This window comes from Gordonia sp. NPDC003504 (assembly GCF_053587995.1).
Map to the genome: position 1 here is coordinate 61,281 of NZ_JBSFPC010000011.1, position 21,996 is coordinate 83,276.

The following is a 21,996-nucleotide window of genomic DNA, read 5'->3' on the forward strand; positions in this document are numbered from 1 at the left end:
ACCGCACCACCGTAACCACGTCGAGGCGGCGGCGCTCCCGAAACCGTTCGGGCGGGCGTCATCGACTCGTCGACCGTCGATACAGCAGCAGCGACACCGGTACGCAGATAGCGAGGATCACCGCGCTCGCACCGATCGAATACGCCATCGCGTGATCGGCGACCCAGCCGGTGGGCGGCGGGAAGTCCGGCGGTGCGGTGTTGCCGAACTTGTCGCGGGCCATGGTGGCCACCGCGGTCACCGGATTCCACTCGGCTATCGTCCGCAGTGGGCCCGGCAGGCTCTGCGCGGAGATGAAGGCGCTGGAGAGGAAGGTCACCGGGAACATCCACAGGAATCCGATGCTCTGTGCCACTTCCACATTGGGGGCAGCCAGGCCGCTGACCGCGCCCACCCAGGCCATCGCCAAGGCAAACAGTGCGATCACCGCGAACGCGATCACCGCGTCGCCGACGCTGCCGCGGATCCGCCAGCCGATGGCCAGCCCACTCGCGACCATCACGGCGACACCGAGCGTTCCCAACAGCATGTCCGAGCCCACCCGCGCGGCGATGACGCCGATCCGCGACATCGGCAGCGAGCGCAGCCGGTCGACGATGCCGCCGGACATGTCACCGGCGAGGCCGACGGTGGTGAACGCGGCGTTGAACACCACGGTCTGGGCGAAGATTCCGGCCATCAGGAACTCGCGGTAGGGCGCACCGCCGAGGGTGGCGCCGAAGACGTAGGCGAACAGCACCACGAACATCAGCGGCTGCACGGTGGCGCTGAGCAGCAGAGTGGGGATTCGCTTGACGGTGAGCAGGTTTCGCTCGACCAGGACGGCGGTGTCAGCGAACATTGCTGAGCTCCTTTCGATCGGCGGTGAGGCGGAGGAACACGTCGTCGAGGGTGGGGGTGGCCACGACGGCGTCGACGATCTCGACTCCGACCTCGTTGCACACCTGGACCGCGGACACGGCGCTGCGCGTACCGTCGGCCACCGGAACCGACCAGTGTGTCTCGTCGACGCGTTCGGGCATACCCAAACCGATCTCGGCCAGGGTGGTCGCGATGACCTCGGTGGTGCCGTCGATCTCGGTGGCGCCGGCCGCGCCGCGCACGTGTCGCGGCGCCACCTCGACGGTGAGGATCGCACTCGCCGCGGTCTCCTTGAGTTCGGACGCCGAACCCTGCGCGCAGATCCGGCCGTGGTCGATCACGGTGATCTCGTCGGCGAGTTCGTCGGCCTCCTCGAGGTACTGCGTGGTCAGCAGCACCGTGGTGCCGGTGGCCACCTGCTCGGCGATCACCTCCCAGATCTGGCGCCGGCCACGAGGATCGAGGCCGGTGGTCGGTTCGTCGAGGATGATCAGTTGCGGGTCGTTGATCAGTGCGCCGGCCAGATCGAGGCGCCGGCGCATGCCGCCGGAGTAGGTGCGCATCGGGCGGTCGGCGGCGGCCGACAGGTCCAGTTGCTCGATCATGGCCCGGGCGCGGTCACGCGCCTCCCGGCGCGGATGACCATAGAGTTGCGCCACGAGCCGGAGATTCTCGAAGCCGGTCAGGGTGGGATCGACGGCGGCGTACTGGCCGGACACCCCGATCACGGCACGCACGGCGTCGGGGTCGGCGAGCGCGTCGATCCCGCACACCGTGACGCTGCCCTCGTCGGGACGCATCAACGTCGCCACGGCGCGCACCGTCGTGGTCTTGCCCGCCCCGTTGGGTCCGAGCAGGGCGTGCACGGTCCCGGACCCGACCTGCAGGTCGAGACCGTCCAGTGCGCGCACCGACTGCCGGGAACCGAACGATCCGGAGCCGAATGTCTTTGTCACGCCCCGCAGTTCGAGGGCATTGGTAGTCGAATCGGCGGCCGCAGCTGCGGCGGTGGCCGCGATCTCGGATGCGGTCATTCGGTGGCGTCCCACGTGGGGTCCTTTCGCTGGGTCTCGGCCGCCTCCATGGCGGCGATCAGGCTTGCCGGGCGTATGTCGCGCCAGTTGTGTTCGACATAGTCCAGGCATTCGTCGTGGCCTGCGGGCCCGAACACCTGCCGCCAGCCGCGGGGTACGGGCGCGAAGTCGGGCCAGAGCGAATGCTGGTTCTCGTGATTGACCAGCACCGCGAAGGTGCCGCTGGTGTCATCGAAGGGATTGGTCATGGTCGTCCTTTCTCGCGGATCGCGGGGGTGAACCCGGTGACGTTCTCGCCGAGCAACATTCGTGCGTGGGTGCAGTCCAGAGAAATCTCGGTGACCGGCCCCCGCAGGGTGTCGCGCCAGCCGTGCAGCGCCGACGGTCCGGGTGGTGCGTCGCGTGTCGCGGTCACGAAGACCGCGTCGCCGTCATACGGACGGGGATGCCAGTCCTCGGCGAGCCGGGAAGCCGACACGAATGTCTCGTGCACCCGGCTGAACTCGTCGAAGTCCAGCGAGGCCAACGGGCCGCCCGTTGCCCTCAGGGTTTCCCACGCCTGCCGCGGCGTCGGGTCGGTGTGGTCGCCGGGAACGGTGATCCCGAACTCGGCCATCAGCGCACCGGTGTCGGGGGTGGTGTCCAGGTCGGGGCGCTCGGCGACGACGAACGAGTCGAGGATCATCAACTGGCCCACCGATTCTCCGGCGTCGGTCAGTGCCACCGCCATCTCCTGCGCGATCAGGCCGCCGAGCGACCAGCCGAGCAGGTGATAGGGGCCGTGGGGCTGGATGCGTCGGATCTGCTCGACGTAGTGGGCGGCCAGCTCGTCCAGACTCCCCGGATCGTCCAGTGCCCGTGGTGCCCCTGCGCCCGACAGTCCGGGATGCTGCAGACCGTAGACCTCGCGGTCGGTGGGCACGTGGGGGAGCAGCGAACCGAAGCTCCAGGACAGCCCGATCGCCGGGTGCACGACGAACAGGGGGGCCGCACCGGTGGGGTGCGGTGTGCGCCGCAGTGGGAGCACGGTGGCCAGCGCGCCGGCCTTGTGGGCCGCCGGGCCGGCGACGTCGTCGATCACGTCGGCGAGCGCGGCCGGGGTCGGATTGGCGAACAGGTCGTTGACGCGTAGGTCCGAGCCGGTCCGGGTGGACAGCGTCGCGGCGACCTCGGTGGCCGACAACGAGTTTCCGCCGAGATCGAAGAAGCCGTCGTCGGCGTGCACCTCCTCGGAGCTCAGGCCCAGGACGTCGGCGAAGACCGCGGCGATCAGGGCCTCGGTGCCCGCCCGCGGGGCCCGGCCGGAGCGCGCGCCACGACCGGGGTCGGGCAGCGCGGACCGATCGAGTTTGCCCACCGGGGTCAGCGGGATCTCGTCGAGGACGGTGATGCCGGCCGGGATCATGTGCCGGGGCAGGCGCCGGGCGACGTGCCGGGCGAGGCGATCGGTGTCGATCACCGCGTTCGGGGCCGCCTTCACATACGCCGCGAGCGTGGCGCCATGGCCGTCGTCGCGCACCGTCGTCACCGCGAAATCGACTGCGGCGCACTCGCTGAGGGCGTCGTCGATCTCGCCGAGCTCGATACGGAAACCGCGCACCTGCACCTGGTTGTCGGCACGCGCAACGTACCGCAACCGGCCGGTGTCGTCCCGTCGCACCAGGTCGCCGGTGCGATACATGCGGGCGCCCGCGCCGTCCGGGCCGGTGACCATCGGTGCGGCGACGAATCGGCCGGATGTCAGGCCGGGTCGGCGGTGATATCCGCGCGTCACCTGATCGCCGAGGAGGTAGAGCTCACCGGTGACGCCTGCCGGAACCGGATGCAGTCGCGCGTCCAGCACCAACGCCCCCACACCGTTGTTGGGTGTGCCGATGGTCAGATCGGTTGCGGCGTCCAGGGGTTCGCTGCCGGTGGTGATGATCGTGGTCTCGGTGGGGCCGTAGACGTTACGCAGCGTGCGCCCCGGCGCCCACTGCCGGACAAGTTCCGTGCCGTAGGCCTCGCCGCCGATCGCCAACTGCGTCAGCCTCGGGACCTCGGCGGGGTCCATGCTCGCGACCGCCGCGGGGGTGATGAACGCGTGGGTGACCCGATGGCGGGAGATGAAGCCGGACAGTGCCGTTCCGCCGAAGACATCGGGCGGCACGATCGCCAGCGCCGCGGCGCCGGCGGCGGCCAGCAGGAACTCCAGCACCGACGCATCGAAGCTCGGCGAGGCGAAATGCAGGACGCGGGAACTGCCGTCGGGACTCATCCGTGTGCGCAGCTCGTCGTGCACGGCACGTAGGCCCGAGTGCGGTACCAGAACTCCCTTGGGGCGTCCGGTGGAGCCGGAGGTGTAGATGACGTAGGCGAGGGCGTCGCTGCGGCGCACCGGGATTCGTTCGGTGTCGCTGATCGCACGCGGTGAGGAGTGGCCGAGCCGTGAGAGCGTCGACGGTGCGTCGAGGATCACCGTGGGGACGTCGGTGCTGAGTTGCTCGGCGACCGCGGTACTCGTCACAACCAGTTGCGCGCCGGAATCGGCGAGCATGTGCGCGATCCGATCGGCCGGATAGGTGGGGTCGATCGGCACATAGGCCGCCCCGGACCGCACGATCGCCCAGATCGCCACCACCGCATCGATGGAGCGGGGGATCGCCATCGCGACCACCGGTTCGGTGTACCGATCACCGGTGTCCTCGTGACCGGTGTCCCGATCCCCGATGCCCCGGCCGAGCAGCACCCGCGCGAGCCGGTTGGCCCGGGCGTCGAGGGTGGCGTAGGTGATGGAATCGGTGTGTCCATCCGGGGTTTCGGCGAACGCCGCGATGCCCTCGGGATTGCGGCGCACGGCGTCGTCGAACAACTCCCCGAGGGTCAACGGGGACTGCGGGTCCGGTCCGCGTTGCGGGCTCACCTCGGCGACCTCGAGCGGATCGGTGATCCGGATGTCGCCGATCGCGCGATTGGGGTCGGTGATCATCGCCCGGACGACCCGCAGCAGGCGGATCGCCAGGGTCTCGGCGTCGGCGGCGCGATGTCGGCTCGGATCATAGGTGACCCCGAGTGTGGCCGGCGCGCGCGCCGCATCCTCGGTGCGGGCACGCCGCAGCCCGGTTGCGGTGAACTGCAGATCGAACTTCGCGGCCGCCACCCCGACATCCATCACCGACGCGGTCAGGTTCTCCGACAAGGGAATCCGTGCCCCGGCGAGTCCCTCGCCGAAGTCGTGGACCGACAGTGCCACCTGGAACAGGGGATGACGGCCGGGGGTGCGCTGCGGGTTGAGCGCGTCGACCACATCGCCGAACGGTGCGCCGCTGTGATCGAGCGCGTCGAGGTCGTCGTCGCGGGTCCGTGCGAGGACGTCGGTGACGGTCTCGGCCGCGCCGAGTTCGGTTCGCAGCGCGAGGGTGTTGACGAACATGCCGACCATCGGTTCGCAGTCGAGGGGTGTTCCACCGTCGGCCGGTCCGGCGCGGTTGGCGACCGGCGTGCCGATCACGAGGTCGTCACCGGCGCCGAGCCGATGCAACAGGATCGCCAGTGCCGTGTGCAGCACGGTGAACGGTGTCGTGTCGTGAAGCCGTGCCCAGTCGAGGATGTCGCCGCGCAGCGCGTCGTCGATCGCGATCCGGACGTCACCGGAAGTGCCGGTCGCATCGCCGGTGGTGTGGTCGGAGCCTGGGGCGACCGTCGGGGTCACTGTGGTTTCGGGCGGCGAATCGGTCAGTCGCGCAGTCCAATACGACACCTCGGTGTCGGCGACGGTGACCGCGCGCAGGGCGTAGTCACGGTAGTCCGACGTGGCCTGCGGCCACGGCTCGGTGCGTCCGGTCTGACGTTCGGTGTAGGCCTGCGCCAGGTCGGCGGCGATGATCGGCAGTGACGCACCGTCGACGGCGATGTGATGCATCACCAGCAGCAGCACCTGTTCGGCGGGGTCGTCGGTGTCGGTGCCGGCGGTGGTGAGCAGGTGTGCCCGGATCGGTGCGGTCGCGGTCGGATCCAGTGGCGTGGTGGCCCGTTCGAGCGCTGCGGCCGCCAGGTCGTCGACCCACTCGGGTTGCAGTTCGCCGATCACCTGTTCGGCGTCGTCGAGGACCACGCCGATCGGCCGTCCGGCGACCGCGGGAAACACGGTCCGCAGGGTGACATGCCGGGTGACGAGGTCGACGAGGCAGCCGCGCAGAATCGCCACGTCGAGATCGCCGTCGAGGCGGATGGCCAGCGGGATCAGATACTCCGCCGACCCGGGCTGGGAGCGGGCCAGTGTCCACAGTCCTCGTTGCACCGGTGCCGCCGGAACCTGTTGCGGCCGTGGTGCGGTCGCCGGCACCGGGGCGTCGGATGCGAGGGCGTCGGTGGTACCCGCCACCGGACCGACGAGTGCGGCCAATCCGCTCACCGTCGGATGGTCGAAGAGGTCACGCACGCGCAGCGGGGTACCGCTGTGTGCCCGGTTGAGTCGGCTGATCACGGTGGTCGCCTGCAGCGAGGTACCACCGAGGTCGAAGAAGTCGGCGTCGTCGGTGACGCTCGACGCTGTGAGGTCGAGAACCCCGGCCAGAGTGGTGGCCACCAGTTCGGTGGCCGTTCGGGCCCGCGGCGGTTGCGGGGCCTCTTCGATCACGGCCTGCGCCGCGGTGGGAAGCGCGGTGCGGTCGAGTTTTCCGTTCGGTGTCAGCGGGACGTCGTCGAGCATGACGACCGCCGACGGCACCATCGGCGTGGGCAGCCGACGACTCACGAATCCGCGGAGTTGTTCGGCGGTGGGCGCATTCTCGCCGCGTAGCCGGACGTAGCCGACGACGGTGGCCTGCGCTCCGGTGCCGGAGACGGCGGCGGCGGCGAAGTCGACCTCCGGGTGGGCGCCGAGCGCGGCGGACACCTCGTCGAGTTCGATGCGGAAACCCCGCACCTTGACCTGATTGTCGCCGCGCCCGTGGAAGATCAGCGCGCCGTCCGCTCGGCGGTGTACCACGTCACCGGTCCGGTACATGACGCCACCGACCGCACCGGGGGCCGCGACGAAACGAGAAGCGGTCAGAGCGGGCCGAGACAGATAGCCGCGGGCGACGCCGGGCGAGGCGAGATACAACTCGCCGGGCACGTGATCGGGTACCGGGCGCAGACGGTGGTCGAGCACGAGCGCACGACATCCGGGAATCGGTGCGCCGATGGTGATCTCGTCGTCGACCAACAGCGGCTGCGACATGGTGGCGACGATGGTGGTCTCCGTCGGGCCGTAGCAGTTGAGCAACCGGAGATCGGCCGACCACCGCGACACCAGTTCGGCCGGAACGGTTTCGCCGCCGACCGCGAGCGTGTCCAGCGCCGGCAACTCCCGGTACTCGGCGGTGGCCAGGGCGGCGGGCGTGACGAAGGCGTGGGTGACCTCGGTGGCCGCGATGAACTCGACGAGTTCGTCCCCACCCACGATGTCGGTGGGGGTGATCACCATCGTCGCGCCGGTGGTGAATGCGAGCAGGAACTCCAGCATCGAGGCGTCGAAGGCCGGGGAGGCGAAGTGCAGGGTGCGATGCCCCGGGCGCACGCCGTGACGCCGGCGCTGCGCATCGGCGAAGGCGGCGATACCGGCGTGGGACACACTGACGCCCTTGGGTTCTCCGGTGGACCCGGAGGTGTAGATGACATAGGCCAGCGAGTCCGGGTGGCGTCGGTCGCGAGGTGGCACGGTGATGGAGTCGACCGGCCACGAGTTCAGTGCGTCGGTGTCGACCCACCACACGAGGTGTGGGAGGGCCGGGATGCGATCACCGGCGGTGATGCCGGCCAGTGCGCCGGAGTCGGCGAGCATGTGCGCGATCCGGTCCGCCGGATGGCGGACGTCGATGGGCAGGACGACGGCACCGGCGAGGGTGATGGCCCAGGTGGCCAGTACCGATTCGAGGGAACGCGGCAGGGCCACCGCGACCACATCCTCCTCGCCGATACCGAGGTCGGATAGGTGACCCGCCCAGACCTGGGCACGAGAGGCCAACTCGCGGTAGTTGAGTGCGCGTTCCCCGTCGATCACCGCGACCTCATCGGGGTGGGCGGCGGCGGTCTCGTCGAGCAGGTCGGCGAGGTGGCGGGGGGCGGGGGCGAGTGCGGCGACTTCGTCTGTGGTGACGAGATCGACTTCGTCTGTGGTGACGAGATCGACTTCGTCGATGGCCCGATCGGCGTTCTCGACGCTCGCCCGTGCCATCGTCACCAGGTCGTCGGCGAACGCCCGTACCCGGGCGGCGCCGAAGACGGCGGTCGCGTAAGTGATCTCGAGTTCGTCGCCGCGGGCCCGGATCTCCAGGTCAAACCGCGCCGCACCGGTGTCGAGTGCCTCCGGGGTCACCGTGATGCCATCGAGGGTGGGCACCGGCAGTGCGGCGGCACCGTCGGCCGCGGTGGCGTCGGCGGCCAACGCGATGGAGAACAGTGGGTGACGTGCGGTGCGGGGCGGATTGAGCAACCCCACCAGGTGTTCGAAGGGCATGTCGGAGTGGGCGAGTGCCGCGAGGTCGCGTGTGCGGACGTCGTTGAGCAGTTCCCGGAATCCGGACCGGCCGTCCACCGGGGTGCGCAGCACCACGGAGTTGACGAACATACCGACCGTCGCGGCCAGCCGCGGATCATTGCGTCCGGAGACCGGGGTACCGATGACGATGTCGGAGGTCGCACCGTCGAGGTGGACGGCGGCGTGGGAGTCGTGCCGGTGCAGGGTGGCGGCCAGAAGTGCGTGCAGCACCGTGAATTCCGTGATGTGACCGTCGCCCAGTCGCTGCAGGCGGCTTCGCAGGGTGCGGTCGAACGGCACGCGGACCACGGCACCGGCGAAGTCGGTGCCGTTCGCCTCGGCGGCATCGGACCGGGTCACGTCGGGACGGAGAGTCGGGGTGTGGTCGAGGTCGGCAAGGGTGTCGCGCCACCAGTCGGTGAGTTGGGCCAGTCGGGTGTCCCGGTCGTCGATGCGGTGCGCGGAGAGTGCCACGCCCGCATCGACGCCGAGACGCTCGGCCTGCCACCGCAGATGGTCGCGGTAGCTGACCGGCAGGGGCGCGGGCGACGGTGATCGACCGTCGCGCAGCCGCCCGTAGGCGCTCGCGATGTCCTTCGCGAGGGGCGCCATGGACCAACCGTCGGCGGCGATGTGATGCACCACGACGGTGAGCTTGTGATGGTCGAGATCTTCCGAGATCCGGTGCAGCGCAGCGCGGAAGGGTATCTGTCGGGTCAGATCGAACGGCCGGCGCGCCAACTCGGTGGCCTCGTCGTGCCAGCGGGGCGCCTCCACCGGTTCCGGCGTCAGCGCAGGTGCCGCGTCGTCCACCGACACCACGACCATCTCGGGTCGTCCATCGTTCTCGGGATAGATGGTGCGCAATGGCTCGTGGCGATCCACCGCCCAGCGCAACGCCCCCTCCAGCGACGCCACATCGAGCGGACCGACGAGGTCGAGTGCGAACGCGATCGAATACGACGCCGCATCGTCCGAGGAGTCGGGAGCGTCGGCGGCCAACCGGTTGAGGAACCACAGTTGCTGCTGTGCGGGACCGGGAACCACCGGGGTGTCGAGCCCGACGGGGATGGTCAACGGAACGTCGTCGGTGTCGACGGTGTCCATGGCGGCCATGGTGCCGGGGGTTGCGCCACCGGTGTCGCTGCCATCATCACCGGCCAGGCGTGCCAGGCCGGTGACGGTGGGATGGTCGAAGACGTCGCGGACGTCGATACGCCGACCCCCGAGGTGCTCGAGGGTGCCGACGATCTGGGTGGCCAGCAACGAGTTGCCGCCGAGTGCGAAGAAGTCGGCGTCCCGGCCGACGGTGGCCGGGTCGAGACCCAGTCGATCGGCGATGAGGCCGGCGACGGCACGTTCGGTGTCGGTGGCCGGTGGCTCGTCGGTGGCCTCGGCACCGGCGGTGCCCAGCGTCAGTTCGCCGATGACCGCCGGATCGGAGAGCGCGCGGCGATCGATCTTACCCATCGGTGTCGTCGGGATTCGGCTCACCGCAACGATGTTCGCGGGAACCATATGCGACGGCAGCCGGTCGGACAGTTGCGTCCGCAACGTCCGCAGGGTTGCCGAGGCTTCGGTGACATCGTCGGCGAGGGTCACGTGGGAGGTGAGACGGGCGTGTTCGTTCTCCCCGTCGACCACGGTGACGGCCGCGGTGACCGCGGGATCGGCGCTCAGCGCGGCGTCGATCTCGCCGAGTTCGATGCGATGTCCGCGGACCTTGGCCTGCGAGTCGGCGCGACCCCGGAATTCGAGTTCGTGGTCACCGGTCCAGCGCACGAGGTCTCCGGTGCGATACATCCGGTCACCGGGCGACCCGTACGGGTTGGCGATGAACCGCTTCGAGGTGAGGGGCAGGATGCCGTGATAGCCGCGCGCGAGGTGATCGCCGGCGATGTAGAGCTCGCCGACGGTTCCCGGCGCGACGGGACACAGCCGTTCGTCGAGGACCATCGCCTCGATGCCGCGGATCGGCCGTCCGATGGTGAGCGGACTGTTGGGCAGGATCTCCGCCGAGACGGTGGCGACCACCGTGGTCTCGGTGGGGCCGTAGGCGTTGAACAGTGCCGGCCCGCGCGACCAGTCCTGCACCGCTTCGGGATTGGGGTGTTCGCCGCCGATCACCAGGGCACGCAGCCCGGGGACGTCGTCGGGGGACATCGTGGTGAGCAGTGAGGGGGTGAGGAAGGCGTGGGTGATACCGCGCTCGTTCATCAGGTCGGCCAGCTCACGCCCACCGACGGTGCCGGGAGGTGCGATGTGCATGGTGGCGGCCGCCGAGATGGCCATCACCATCTCGAGCACCGACGCGTCGAAGCTCGGGGAGGCCAGGTGCAGGGTCCGCGCCTGCGGACTGAGACCGAAGTGGGACACCTGGTGTGCGGCAAAGTCGGCGAGCCCACGGTGGTTGACCACGACACCCTTGGGTCTGCCGGTGGTTCCGGAGGTGTAGATCAGGTAGGCGGGCTGATCCACCGACAATGGCGTGATGAGTTCGTGATCGCCCACCGGACCGGTGGCTGATGCCGCGGTCTCGCGCGTGTCGTCGACGGTGAGGATCGGCCGGGTCCCGGCCGCATCCGCGACGGCCGACCGCGCGGCCGCATCGGTGACCAGCAGGATCGCATCGGAGTCGGCGAGCATGAAGGAGATCCGCGCCGCGGGATACGACGGGTCGACGGGCACCCACGCAGCACCGGTTCGGGCGACCGCCCACACCGTGGTGATCCAATTGACGCCGCGCGACAGCGCTACCGCCACAAAGCGTTCCGGTCCGGCACCGCGCCGCAGTAGTTCCCGGGCCAGCGCATTGGCGCGCTGATCGAGCTCGCGATAGGTCAGCGCGGTGTCGGAGTCGCTGACCGCGACGCGATCGGGTTCGGCGCGCACCGCGTCGGCCAGCAGGGTGGTGAGGTGTTCGACCGGGCGGGCGGCGTCGCCGACCGCCGGGACCAGTCCCAGGCGTTCGGTGGGATCGAGCACCATGATGTCGCCGATCGGGGTGGCCGGCGCGTCGATCACGGCGTCGGTGATGCGGCGCAACCGCGCGAGCATCGCCTGTGCGGTCGACTCGTCGAAAAGATCGGTGGCGTAACCGAGTTCGGCCGAGATGCCGGCCGGTGCGCCGGTGGCGTCACGATGTTCGGTGAAGGTGAACGAGAGATCGAACTTGGCCAGTCCGGTGTCGACGCGCGACGCGGTCGCCGACAGGCCGGCGAAGTCCAGATCGACCGCGCCGCCGCTGTCGCGGGCACCGACCATCGGGTCCTCGAGCGCGATCGACACCGCGAAGTACGGATGGACTCCGGTCACGCGGGCCGGGTTCAGTTCCGAGACCATCCGGTCGAACGGCAGTGCGGCGTGGTCGAAGGCGTCGATGTCCACCTCGCGAACCGCGGCGAGCAGCGCGTCGAAGGTCATGTGCTTGTCGACGGTGGTGCGCAACGGGAGGGTGTTGACGAACATACCGACCAGACCGTCCAGGTCGGCGTCGCCACGACCCGATACGGGAGTGCCGACGATCAGATCGGACTGGGTGGACACGGTGCGCAGCAGGGTCGCGACGATCGCGTGGATCGTCATGAACACGCTCGCGCCGCGCTCATCGGCCACACGGCACAGGGCCGCATGGGTGGCTGCCGGAAGGGTGGCAGTCGTCGTCGTGCCACGCAGGGTGGCCGACCGGGGGCGGGATCGATCGATGGGGAGTTCGGTCTCGGCCGGCGCGCCGTCGAGGGCATCGGTCCAGAAGCGCAGATCGGCGGCACCGTCCGCGGAGTCCAGGGCGGCGTGCCGGTCGGCACTGATCTGGGAGTAGGTCACCGGCAGGGGTGTCCAGTGCGGCGCCTGCCCGCCACAGCGGCTGCGGTAGGCGGTGGCCAGGTCGTCGGCGAGTGGGCCGAGCGACCATCCGTCGGCGGCGATGTGGTGGACCACCACGGTGAGCCGGTGATCGCCGTCGGCGATGCGCAGCAGTCGCGCCCGGATCGGGATCTCGTTCTCCAGATCGAAAGGCAGACCGGCGAACTCGATGTCGGAAGTCTCCTTGGCGGCGTCGGCGACCGACAGGGGTGTGGCGACCTCGGCCGGATCGCGCACCTCGATGTAGGCCGTACCGGCCTCCTCGCGGACTGTGCTGTGCAACGGTTCATGCCGGGCGATCACGTCGCCCAGCGCGGCGTGCAGGGCGGGCACGTCGAGATCGCCGACGAGGCGGACGGTGAACGGGATGTGGTAGCTCGAGGTGGCACCGGAGGCCAGCTTGCTCGCCAACCACAGGCGATGCTGGGCGGGGGACAGCGGCACCGGGCCCTGGTTCTGTGTTTCGTCGTCCTGCGTTTCCCCGTCGCGGCGAGCGCCTCCGGGTTCGGTGACGTGTGCGGCGATCGCTGCGAGGTCGTCGGCGTCGAAGATGTCACGAATGCCGATGCGGTGACCGGTGGTACGGGACAGCCGTGCGGATACGCGGGTCGCCGACAGCGAGTTACCGCCCAGGTCGAAGAAGTTGTGCGCCATGGACACCGAGTCGCGGCCGAGTACGGCGGCGACGGTGTCGGCGACCAGTTGCTCGGCCGGCCCGGTGGGGGCGACAAACCGTGCGGTGAGTGCGTCGGTGGTGATCTCCGGTGCGGGGAGTGCGCGACGATCGAGTTTGCCGTTGGCGCTCACCGGCAACGTGTCGAGCACGACGATCGCCGTCGGGATCATGTGGTCGGGCAGCCGGTCGCGCAGCATCGATCGGAGGTCCTGATCATGCAATTGCGTACTGCCACTGACATATCCGACGATCGCCGATTCACCGTCGACGATGCCGTCGCGGAGGACGGCGCCGGACGAGGTGACCCCGTCGATCCGGGCGAGGGCGGCCTCGATCTCGCCGAGTTCGACGCGTTGGCCGCGGACCTTGATCTGGGAGTCGCTGCGTCCCAGGTACTCCAGCGCGCCGTCGGCGCGGCGCCGCACCAGATCACCGGTGCGGTAGAGGCGTGCGCCGTCCGGGCCGGCGACAAACCGTGATGCGGTCAGATCCGGGCGGGCCGCGTAGCCGCGGGCGAGTTGCACACCACCGAGGTACAACTCGCCGATCGCCCCCGCCGGTTGCGGGTTCAGGCGCTGATCGAGGACGGCGGCGGTGGTGTTCCACACCGGCGTGCCGATGGGGATGACATCGGCGTCGGGTGAACAGAAGTCGTGGTGGGTGACGTCGATGGCGGCCTCGGTGGGGCCGTAGAGGTTGTGGATCGGCGCGCCGGTGAGGCGGGCGGTGGCCGCGACGGTGGCGGGGGTGAGGGCTTCGCCGCTGGTGATGATGCGGCGCAGGCTCGACAGGCTCGCGTTGCCGGTCCCCGCGTTGCCGGCCGAACCGAGGGCCTCGGCGAATGCCGCGAGCATCGACGGAACGAAGTGCGTCGTGGTGATCTGTACATCGTCGATGACCTGCTGCAGATACCACGGATCGCGATGGCCGTCGGGAGTCGGCAGCACCAGGGTTGCGCCGGTGATCAACGGCCAGAAGAACTCCCAGACCGACACGTCGAAGGTGGCCGGTGTTTTCTGCAGCACCCGGTCGTCGGTGCCCAGCGGGTAGGCGTGTTGCGTCCAGCGCAGGCGGTTGACCAGTGCGCGGTGAGAGACGATGACACCCTTGGGCTTTCCGGTGGAACCGGAGGTGAACAGGACATAGGCCGGCTGATCGGGGCGGGGACGGGTCACCGCCGCGGGTGCGGTCGAGGTGAGGTCGTCGAGGGTTGTGGTGGACAGATCGCCGACGGCCGGAAGTGGTGCCGCGTTCCCGACGACGACCGTGGTCGGACGCGCGGTGTCGAGGATGTGGGCGAGTCGCTCGGCGGGTTCGTCGGGATTGACCGGCAGGAAGGCCGCACCGGCCCGGATGGCGGCGTGCAGCGCGACGAGTTGGTCGATGCCACGCACAAGTGCTACCGCGACAACCGATTCCGGTCCGATTCCGCGGGCGGCGAGGCCGGCGGCCGCGGCGTCGGCACGCTCGGTGAACTGTGCGTACGTCAGGGTGGTGCCGGTCGTCGCATCGACGAGCGCCGGCCGATCGGGGAACCGCGCGGCGGCGTCGTCGACGAGGTCGACGACGGTCTGATCGCCGAGTTCGACGGATTCACCGGTGGACGCCGCGGTGATCGCGGAGCGTTCGTCGGCACCCGGCAGCGTGATGGCGGTGACCGGGCATTGCGGATCGGCGTGCACGAAACGATCGAGGAAGTCGATGAAGCGCCGATGATGCGTGGCGATCTCGGCCTCGGAGTACAGGTTCGGGTTGGCCTCGAGATCCAGACGCATGCCGCCGGTGAATCCGTCGTAAACGTTGATCGAGGCGTCCTCGACCGGTCCGGTCGACAGGACGTTCAATTCGCCACGCAGGGAACCGAAGTCGATGTGCTCGAAGAACAGCATCACGTTGACCATCGGGCCGAAGAAACCGCGTCGGCCGCCGGTGTTGCCCAGGACATCGCCGGTGATCTCCTCGTGGCGGAACCGCTGATGCCGCAGGGCGTGCTTGATCTCGGTGTTGGTGGCGCCCATCAACTCCGCCACCGAACGGGGTCCGCCGTTGCCGTGCAGCGATACCCGGATCGGCACCACATTGGAGGTCAGTCCCGCCGAGGTGCGCAGGATGTCGGCGTCACGGCAGGCGACCGGCAGCGAGAACATCGCCTCGTCGCGGTTGTTGAGCAGAGCGAGGTAGAGAGCGGCCGCGGCGCTGATGACGGAGGCGGGACGCACTCCGTGGGCCGTGCCGGCAGACCTGATCGCAGCAACGAGGGGCTCGGTCAGCTCTGCCGGATGGACGGTGGCCACTCGCGCCGCGGCCGCGGTATGGGAGGTCAGGGAGGTGATCTCGGCCGGCTCGCCGGACGGGTCGTGCAGGACGGCGGCCCAGTGCTCGCGGGCCGCAGCGTATCGGTCGGATTCGCGCCAGGTGCGATCGATCTCGGCGACCTGCGACATCGAGGCGGTGGTCGCCGGGGCGACCGTAACATCGTCGGACAGTGCGGTGTAGTGCGCGGCGACGCGCAGCATCATGTACATCGCGGCGTAGCCGTCGAACGCCAGGTGGTGGCCCCAGCAGTACCAGATGTGATGCTGCGGCCCGAGCGTCAGCAGATAGGTCTCCAGTAGCGAGTCGGTCATGAGATCGGTCGACCGGGAGCGATGGTCGTCGATCCAGGCCAGGGCCGCCGCCCGCGGATCGGGTTCGGACGAGAAGTCACGCCGCCCGAGCGGGATCACGCGATCACGATCGACGCGCACCAACGGCTCGCCGTCCTCGGTGTCGACGAGGGTCAGCAGACCCGACTCGGTCTCGGCGGCCGTCGCGGCGACCGCGCGGCGCATCACCTCGCCGTCGATCGCGTCGTGGAACTCGGCGTATGCGGCCACCGACATGGGGACGTCGGGATCGAGCTGCTGTGCGTAGTAGATGCCGCGCTGCGCCGCGGTCATCGGGATGGTCTCGGCAGTCTCGATCGTGTCGGTGATCAAGTCGTCGATACTCACAGGGGAGCCTCCTGACATGGACGGGAGTCTGTGGACGCCGAGTCTCTGGTGGACGGGCCCGGGATCGGCCGACGTGCTGCAGCCGTGCCCGGTGGTGACTCGCGCGGTGCTTCGTCCGGGGGATGGGCGCAGATGGGTGAGACGGCGAAAAAGTTTCGTCTCGGCCACGGATTTGGTTCCCACCTGCGGTTTCACCTACACTTGACGGGTTGCCCGCAGCACGCATGTGCCGCGAATCGGCTCACGAACCCACTGGGAGGTCCCGCGAAAGCGGAAAAGCCCAGGCAGGCGTGTGTCCGGTGGTGACAGACCGTGTGCGTCGGGTCGGAAATCCGGCGGACATAACCATCCAGGTCAAGGAGAGAATCGAGTGATTCAGCAGGAGTCTCGCCTGCGGGTCGCCGACAACACCGGTGCCAAGGAGATCTTGTGCATCCGTGTGCTCGGCGGTTCGTCGCGGCGCTACGCCGGCATCGGTGACGTCATCGTCGCCACTGTCAAGGACGCCATCCCCGGCGGCAACGTCAAAAAGGGTGAGGTCGTCAAGGCCGTCATCGTGCGCACCACCAAGGAGCGCCGTCGCCAGGACGGAAGCTACATCCGTTTCGACGAGAACGCCGCCGTCATCCTCAAGGGTGAGAGCGATCCCCGCGGAACCCGCATCTTCGGCCCGGTCGGCCGCGAGCTGCGTGAGAAGAAGTTCATGAAAATCGTGTCGCTGGCACCGGAGGTGATCTGACATGAAGGTGCACAAGGGTGACACCGTGATCGTCATCTCGGGTAAGGACAAGGGCGCCAAGGGCAAGGTCATCCAGGCCTTCCCGAAGGACGAGCGTGTTCTGGTCGAGGGCGTCAATCGCATCAAGAAGCACACCGCCGCCTCGGCCGGCGAGCGTGGCGCATCGTCCGGCGGCATCGTGACCCAAGAGGCCCCCATCCACGTGTCCAACGTGATGGTCGTGGACTCCGACGGCAACCCGACCCGCGTCGGATACCGCGTCGACGAGGAAACCGGCAAGAAGGTCCGGATCTCGCGCAAGACCGGGAAGGACATCTGATCATGACCACAACTGAGAAGGTCCAGCCTCGGCTCAAGCAGCGCTACCGCGCCGAGATCAAGGACGCACTGAACAGCGAGTTCGACTACGCCAACGTGATGCAGATCCCGGGCGTGGTCAAGGTCGTCGTCAACATGGGTGTCGGTGACGCCGCCCGCGACGCCAAGCTGATCAACGGCGCGGTCGCCGACCTCGCCCTGATCACCGGCCAGAAGCCGGAGATCCGTCGTGCTCGTAAGTCCATCGCGCAGTTCAAGCTGCGTGAGGGCATGCCGATCGGCGCGCGCGTCACGCTGCGCGGCGACCGCATGTGGGAGTTCCTCGACCGTCTCGTGTCGATCGCACTTCCCCGTATCCGCGACTTCCGTGGTCTGAGCGACCGCCAGTTCGACGGCAACGGCAACTACACCTTCGGTCTCAACGAGCAGTCGATGTTCCACGAGATCAACATCGACAACATCGACCGGCCGCGCGGCATGGACATCACCGTCGTCACCTCGGCCACCAACGACGAGGAAGGCCGCGCGCTGCTGCGCCACCTGGGCTTCCCGTTCAAGGACAACAACGCGAAGGACAACTGAGATGGCCAAGAAGGCTCTGATCAACAAGGCCAACAAGAAGCCGAAGTTCGCCGTGCGCGCCTACACCCGCTGCAACAAGTGCGGTCGCCCGCACTCGGTGTACCGCAAGTTCGGCCTGTGCCGCGTATGCCTGCGCGAAATGGCACACGCCGGCGAGCTGCCGGGCGTGCAGAAGTCGAGCTGGTGACTTAAGCCCCCGCTGGTCGAGTAGCCGCGACGAAAAAGCGGCGTATCGAGACCACATTCACAACTGAACACAAGACCCCGTCTCCCACGTGGAGGCGGGGTCTTGTGGGCTTTCACCGAGCTGCTGAAAGTGGGGGAGGAATGTTCTTCCCCCACTTGTCATTTCGTTCTCGGGAAATATCTGGGGGAGGAGCGGAGAGTGGGGGAGGAAGTTCGCCTCGACATCCGCACGACTCCGGTTCGGGTCAACGGCATCCGACCGGCGCTCACACGTCCACGTTCGGCGTTGCGCGGAACGCTGGGCGGGTCTGCTCAGCGCCTCGAGACGCCACTGCGTTGGGCAGCGTGCCAACCGGTTCCGCCGTCGTCGACGTTCACTGCCGCGCCGTGTCGGTGGAGTTGGGTGGCACTCATGCCTGCCTCACGCGGGCATTCCCGCATGGAAGTCGGGTGGCCGTCCGCTCTTGCGTCACTATGATGACCGTCATAGGATTTCGGGTAACCGCCACAGAGGGGGAAGTGCCGATGACGACGCTGGCCGAGGTTCTCGCCTCGTTCGATCCGAACGCGCAGTTCGCCATCCCCGAGGGATGGACCCAGGGGCGCACGGCCTATGGAGGCCTGACCGCGGCGCTGGCCGTTGCGGCGGCCCAGCAGACCGACGGGGATGCCCTTCCTCCGCTGCGTGCGGCGCAGTTCGCGTTCACCGCCCCGGCGACCGAGAAGCTGTCCGTTCAGGCCCAGCGGCTGCGGGAGGGCCGGTCGGTGACCAGTGTCGCGGTGGAATCGCTCAGCGGGAATACGGTTGCGGCGCAATCGACCCTGATCTTCTCTGCCGGACGGGAGAGTTCGGTGCGGCACAGCATGATCACGCGGCCTGATGTTCCGGCGCCGGAGGATTGTCTGAGTCTGGATGCTCCGTCAACGCTGCAGCCGTCCTTCGCTGCCAACTTCGAACGCCGGATGGCCGCCGGTGCCATCCCGGTCACCAATGCCGAAGTCCCCGAGCTGATCTGGTGGGTACGTCACCGTGACGCCCGCGGCGTGGACCCGTCGGTGGCGTTGATCGCCCTCGGCGACAGTCTCCCGCCCGCGGCGATGACCGCCTTCTCGGACTGGGCGCCGGTCAGCACGGTGATGTGGTCGGTCGACGTGTGCGCCAACACCATTGACGACGCCACCGGATGGTTCCTGTTGCGATCGTCGAGTGTCGTCGCCGAGGCCGGATATTCGTATCAGACGATGGAGATGTGGGACGCCGGCGGCCGGTTGGTCATGACCGGTACCCAGACCGTCGCGATATTCACCTGAACTGCCGGTTCAGCGAGTGACACCCAATCGTCGATGAGGTCGGGCAGCGTGTCGATGCCTGCGGTCAGTGCCGTCTGGAAGGCTCGGGGGACCACGGGGTCGGCCCATCTTGCCGAAGAGTCCGCCGAGCCCGCTTCCGCTCTCGATTCGGTAAGTGTAATGAGTGCCCTCGGCGGTCTCTGAGAGATCAGGTCGCCTACGCAGCGAGGCCGGTCAGGCGCACGTCCCGCTGGGCAGCTTCGTCAGGTTCTTGTTCAACCATGCGGCGACCTTGTCGAGGACGGCGGTGCCCGCCTCGAAGGTTTCCCCGGGCGTGTAGGTGCCCATGGTGACGGCGGTCTGCCGGCCATCCGCGTGGGTGATCAGCCCGAGTTGGCGAACCTCGTACCCGCCCTCGTCGCCTGGGCCCCAACCACCTTTCACCGCAGTGGCTTTGGGTGCCGGCATCACCTCGACCCCCCACTGTTGGTTGCCGGCGACCTGACCCATCAGCGACACCACGAAATCGTCGCCGGACTCACAGGGCAGGTGCGAGGCGAAGGTGGCCGCAGACGCCAGCGGCCATACGGTGAGGCCGAAGGTTTCGTCGGGTTCGGTGATACGCACGAGTTGTGTTGTCTCGTCACCGAGATCGCGGAAGACCTTGGTCAGTGCCACGCGCGCCTGATCGGGGGTTCCGAGCGACCGGCGCAGCGTCAGGGCTCCCTCGTTGTCGGAGTTGATGATCGTCGTCCGCACGGTGGCGCGAGTGCTCGCGCTGTTCGACTTGCGCAGTGCGGCGATCGACAGCGGCACCTTGATCGTCGACCACGCGACGCGCGGGGTCTGGTCACCGAAGGAGATGACCGGTCCACCGCCGACCGGGGCAAGTGCCACACCGACATTCGACGGGATGTCGAGGCGATCGAAACTCGCCCGTAGGTTTGCGGGAGCCGATGCCGAAATCGATTGTTGGGCCGTGGTTGCCGAGGATGCCGGCGACAGGGCCGAGGATTCCGCGACCGCCGTCGGTGGGGTCGGATCCTCGGCGTCGTCCGAACACCCCGTCAGCGTCGCAAGGGCGATGGACGTGACGAGCGAGGCGATGACGGCGCGGCGGAAGACCAGTGGTCGCGCGGAAAAGGGCACTCGGGTTCCCGTCAGTAGACGTAGACAACGGCCTGATTGCCGCCGCGGCACGCGATGATTCCGGCGTAGGGATCACACGACATCACGTAGTACTTGCGTTGTTGCGGTGCCCATCCGTTGACCACCCGAGACTCTCCCAGGGGACCGCCGGCGACATAGGCGTCACGCACGTTGATCGCGAACTCACATCCGGTCCACTGGGGATAGCCGGTGCCGACGCCGGTGGCGCCCGGACACGGCTGATTGTCCGGGGGTGGCGCGGCCGGAACGTAGCTTGGGGTGGTGGGAGCCACGGTCGTCGGAGCGGCCGCCGTCGGCTGGGTCGCCGCGGTGGTGTCGGTGGTGACGGCCGCCGAGGACACGTCGTCGTCGTTGCCGCCGAGTTGATCGACGACCAGCCAGCCACCGACACCGGCGAGTGCGCCGACCAGCAGGACGACCACTGCCGCCAAGATCATGTTGGTCCGCCGCGGTCCGCCCGAACTCGGCGCGGGGGCCGGCGGGTAACCGGGATATCCGTAGGGAACCGGGCCGGACACGTTGGGCCCGACCGGTTGTGGTCCCGACGGGTGTGGTCCCGACGGGTGTGGCCCGGACGGATACGGACCTCCGACCTGGGGGCCGGAAACATTTGCGGTTCCCTGCGGGCCGGGATGCTGTTGCATGTATCCCGCGCCGGCGACCATCGTCCGGTCCGCGGTGGGCGTCTGCGGATTCGAGATGACGGTCGGGGAGTCCGGGGGCGGTGGCGGTGGTGGCGGGGCGATCGGGGACGGCGCGGCAAGCGTCGCCGGGGCACCGCCCGGCGACTTCGTGAGCGACGTCTGCGCGGCCGCCGCTACCGGTGGCGCCTCACCGGCCAGCGCCTTGCGCGCTGCGGCGGCCAATTCCAGGGCCGATGGGCATCGGCCGGCAGGATCGCGATGCAGACCCCACGCCACCACGGCGTCCATCTCGGGTGTCACATTCGGATTCGCCGCGCTGGGCGAGGGCGTCTCGTCGAACAGGATGCCGCGCATCACCGTCGAGATCGACTCGCCGGGGTACGGCTGACGGCCGGTGAGCATCTCGAAGAGCACCACGGTCAGCGAGTACACGTCCGAGGCGGCCGTCACCGGAGTGGCCTCGAACTGCTCGGGCGACATATAGGCGACCGAACCGACCGCGGTGCCGGTCTTGGTGAGATGAGTGTCGTTGTCGGCGTGGGCGACTCCGAAGTCGACGAGATACGCGAAGTTGGCGCCGGTGACGAGGATGTTCTCGGGTTTGACGTCGCGGTGCACCAGGCCCGCGGCATGCGCGGCGTCGAGAGCCGCGGCGACCTGTTCGATGAGGCCGACCGCGTCGGCCGGCGACAGTGTTCCCCGCTCACGCAGGATCGCCCGCAGGTCGCGACCGTTCACCAGCCGCATGTCGAGAAACAGGGTCGAATCGATCTCGCCGAAGTCGTGAATGGGGATGACGTGCGGTTCGTCGAGGCGCGCCAGGGTCTGGCATTCACGCCGGAATCGTTCCTGGAACGACGGATCCTGCGCGTACTGCATCGTCAGCAGTTTCAAGGCGACGTCGCGTTGCCTGGTGGTGTCGTAGGCGCGGTAGACCTCACCCATCCCACCCCGGCCCAGCAGGGAATCGAGCCGGTAGGGACCAAAGGTCTCACCCACTCGATCGTTCGTGCTCTCGGACATCACTCACCCCTCCTGTGCGGCACATGACATCCTAGGTCGAAGAATGGTCGCGGGTTCACTCGAACCCGCGAGATTCATCGGATCGGTTGACCGGACTCTCGGGTCGAGAACGGT

General features: G+C 68.6%; 11 protein-coding genes. 5 read left to right on the forward strand and 6 right to left on the reverse strand.

Features of this window, described 5'->3' with window-relative positions; all coding sequences use genetic code 11:
• Positions 1–58 precede the first annotated feature (58 nt).
• The 4 genes from ACWDPV_RS18600 to ACWDPV_RS18615 are packed head-to-tail and all read right to left on the reverse strand — an operon-like array spanning position 59 to position 15,930.
• Complete coding sequence (locus ACWDPV_RS18600; protein WP_449744154.1) at positions 59–841, reverse strand: ABC transporter permease; 783 nt, start codon at positions 839–841, stop codon at positions 59–61.
• A complete protein-coding gene (locus ACWDPV_RS18605) occupies positions 831–1,895 on the reverse strand; it encodes an ABC transporter ATP-binding protein (RefSeq protein WP_449744155.1) in 1,065 nt (354 codons plus the stop codon). The genes ACWDPV_RS18600 and ACWDPV_RS18605 overlap by 11 nt, the downstream gene beginning before the upstream one ends.
• A complete protein-coding gene (locus ACWDPV_RS18610) occupies positions 1,892–2,143 on the reverse strand; it encodes an MbtH family protein (RefSeq protein ID WP_449744156.1) in 252 nt (83 codons plus the stop codon). The genes ACWDPV_RS18605 and ACWDPV_RS18610 overlap by 4 nt, the downstream gene beginning before the upstream one ends.
• Positions 2,140–15,930 (reverse strand): amino acid adenylation domain-containing protein, encoded by a 13,791-nt coding sequence (locus tag ACWDPV_RS18615; protein ID WP_449744157.1) that lies wholly within the window; start codon positions 15,928–15,930, stop codon positions 2,140–2,142. Before ACWDPV_RS18615 ends, ACWDPV_RS18610 begins: the two co-directional genes overlap by 4 nt.
• Positions 15,931–16,300: 370 nt before the next feature.
• On the opposite strand from ACWDPV_RS18615, the gene rplN reads away from it, so the two are divergent.
• From rplN to ACWDPV_RS18640, 5 genes are all read left to right on the forward strand, one after another.
• Positions 16,301–16,669, forward strand: coding sequence for a 50S ribosomal protein L14 (gene rplN / locus ACWDPV_RS18620; protein WP_348809172.1), 369 nt, complete (start codon positions 16,301–16,303; stop codon positions 16,667–16,669).
• 1 nt (position 16,670) lies between these two features.
• Positions 16,671–16,988, forward strand: a complete 318-nt coding sequence (gene rplX / locus ACWDPV_RS18625) for a 50S ribosomal protein L24 (protein WP_348805525.1) — start codon at positions 16,671–16,673, stop codon at positions 16,986–16,988.
• Between the two features lie 2 nt (positions 16,989–16,990).
• Entirely contained in the window at positions 16,991–17,569 is a 579-nt protein-coding gene (rplE, locus tag ACWDPV_RS18630) for a 50S ribosomal protein L5 (RefSeq protein WP_348805524.1), read from the forward strand.
• 1 nt (position 17,570) lies between these two features.
• Complete coding sequence (locus ACWDPV_RS18635; protein WP_006370432.1) at positions 17,571–17,756, forward strand: type Z 30S ribosomal protein S14; 186 nt, start codon at positions 17,571–17,573, stop codon at positions 17,754–17,756.
• 524 nt (positions 17,757–18,280) lie between these two features.
• On the forward strand, positions 18,281–19,066 hold the full coding sequence (locus ACWDPV_RS18640; protein WP_449744158.1) for a thioesterase family protein: 786 nt from the start codon (positions 18,281–18,283) through the stop codon (positions 19,064–19,066).
• 213 nt (positions 19,067–19,279) lie between these two features.
• On the opposite strand, the gene ACWDPV_RS18645 is transcribed toward ACWDPV_RS18640, so the two are convergent.
• The gene (locus ACWDPV_RS18645) at positions 19,280–20,194 is read right to left on the reverse strand and encodes a hypothetical protein (protein WP_449744159.1); all 915 of its coding nucleotides are present in this window, start codon (positions 20,192–20,194) and stop codon (positions 19,280–19,282) included.
• Positions 20,195–20,205: 11 nt separating this feature from the next.
• Positions 20,206–21,882: a serine/threonine-protein kinase gene (locus ACWDPV_RS18650; protein ID WP_449744160.1), complete on the reverse strand. Its 1,677-nt coding sequence runs from the start codon at positions 21,880–21,882 to the stop codon at positions 20,206–20,208.
• Between the last annotated feature and the right edge of the window lie 114 nt (positions 21,883–21,996).

Excerpts from the sequence above, each read along its gene's own strand:
- ACWDPV_RS18600 (WP_449744154.1), bottom strand. The coding sequence starts at position 841 with ATGTTCGCTGACACCGCCGTCCTGGTCGAGCGAAACCTGCTCACCGTC.
- ACWDPV_RS18605 (WP_449744155.1), bottom strand. The coding sequence starts at position 1,895 with ATGACCGCATCCGAGATCGCGGCCACCGCCGCAGCTGCGGCCGCCGAT.
- ACWDPV_RS18610 (WP_449744156.1), bottom strand. The coding sequence starts at position 2,143 with ATGACCAATCCCTTCGATGACACCAGCGGCACCTTCGCGGTGCTGGTC.
- rplX (WP_348805525.1), top strand. The coding sequence starts at position 16,671 with ATGAAGGTGCACAAGGGTGACACCGTGATCGTCATCTCGGGTAAGGAC.
- rplE (WP_348805524.1), top strand. The coding sequence starts at position 16,991 with ATGACCACAACTGAGAAGGTCCAGCCTCGGCTCAAGCAGCGCTACCGC.
- ACWDPV_RS18635 (WP_006370432.1), top strand. The coding sequence starts at position 17,571 with ATGGCCAAGAAGGCTCTGATCAACAAGGCCAACAAGAAGCCGAAGTTC.
- ACWDPV_RS18640 (WP_449744158.1), top strand. The coding sequence starts at position 18,281 with ATGACGACGCTGGCCGAGGTTCTCGCCTCGTTCGATCCGAACGCGCAG.
- ACWDPV_RS18650 (WP_449744160.1), bottom strand. The coding sequence starts at position 21,882 with ATGTCCGAGAGCACGAACGATCGAGTGGGTGAGACCTTTGGTCCCTAC.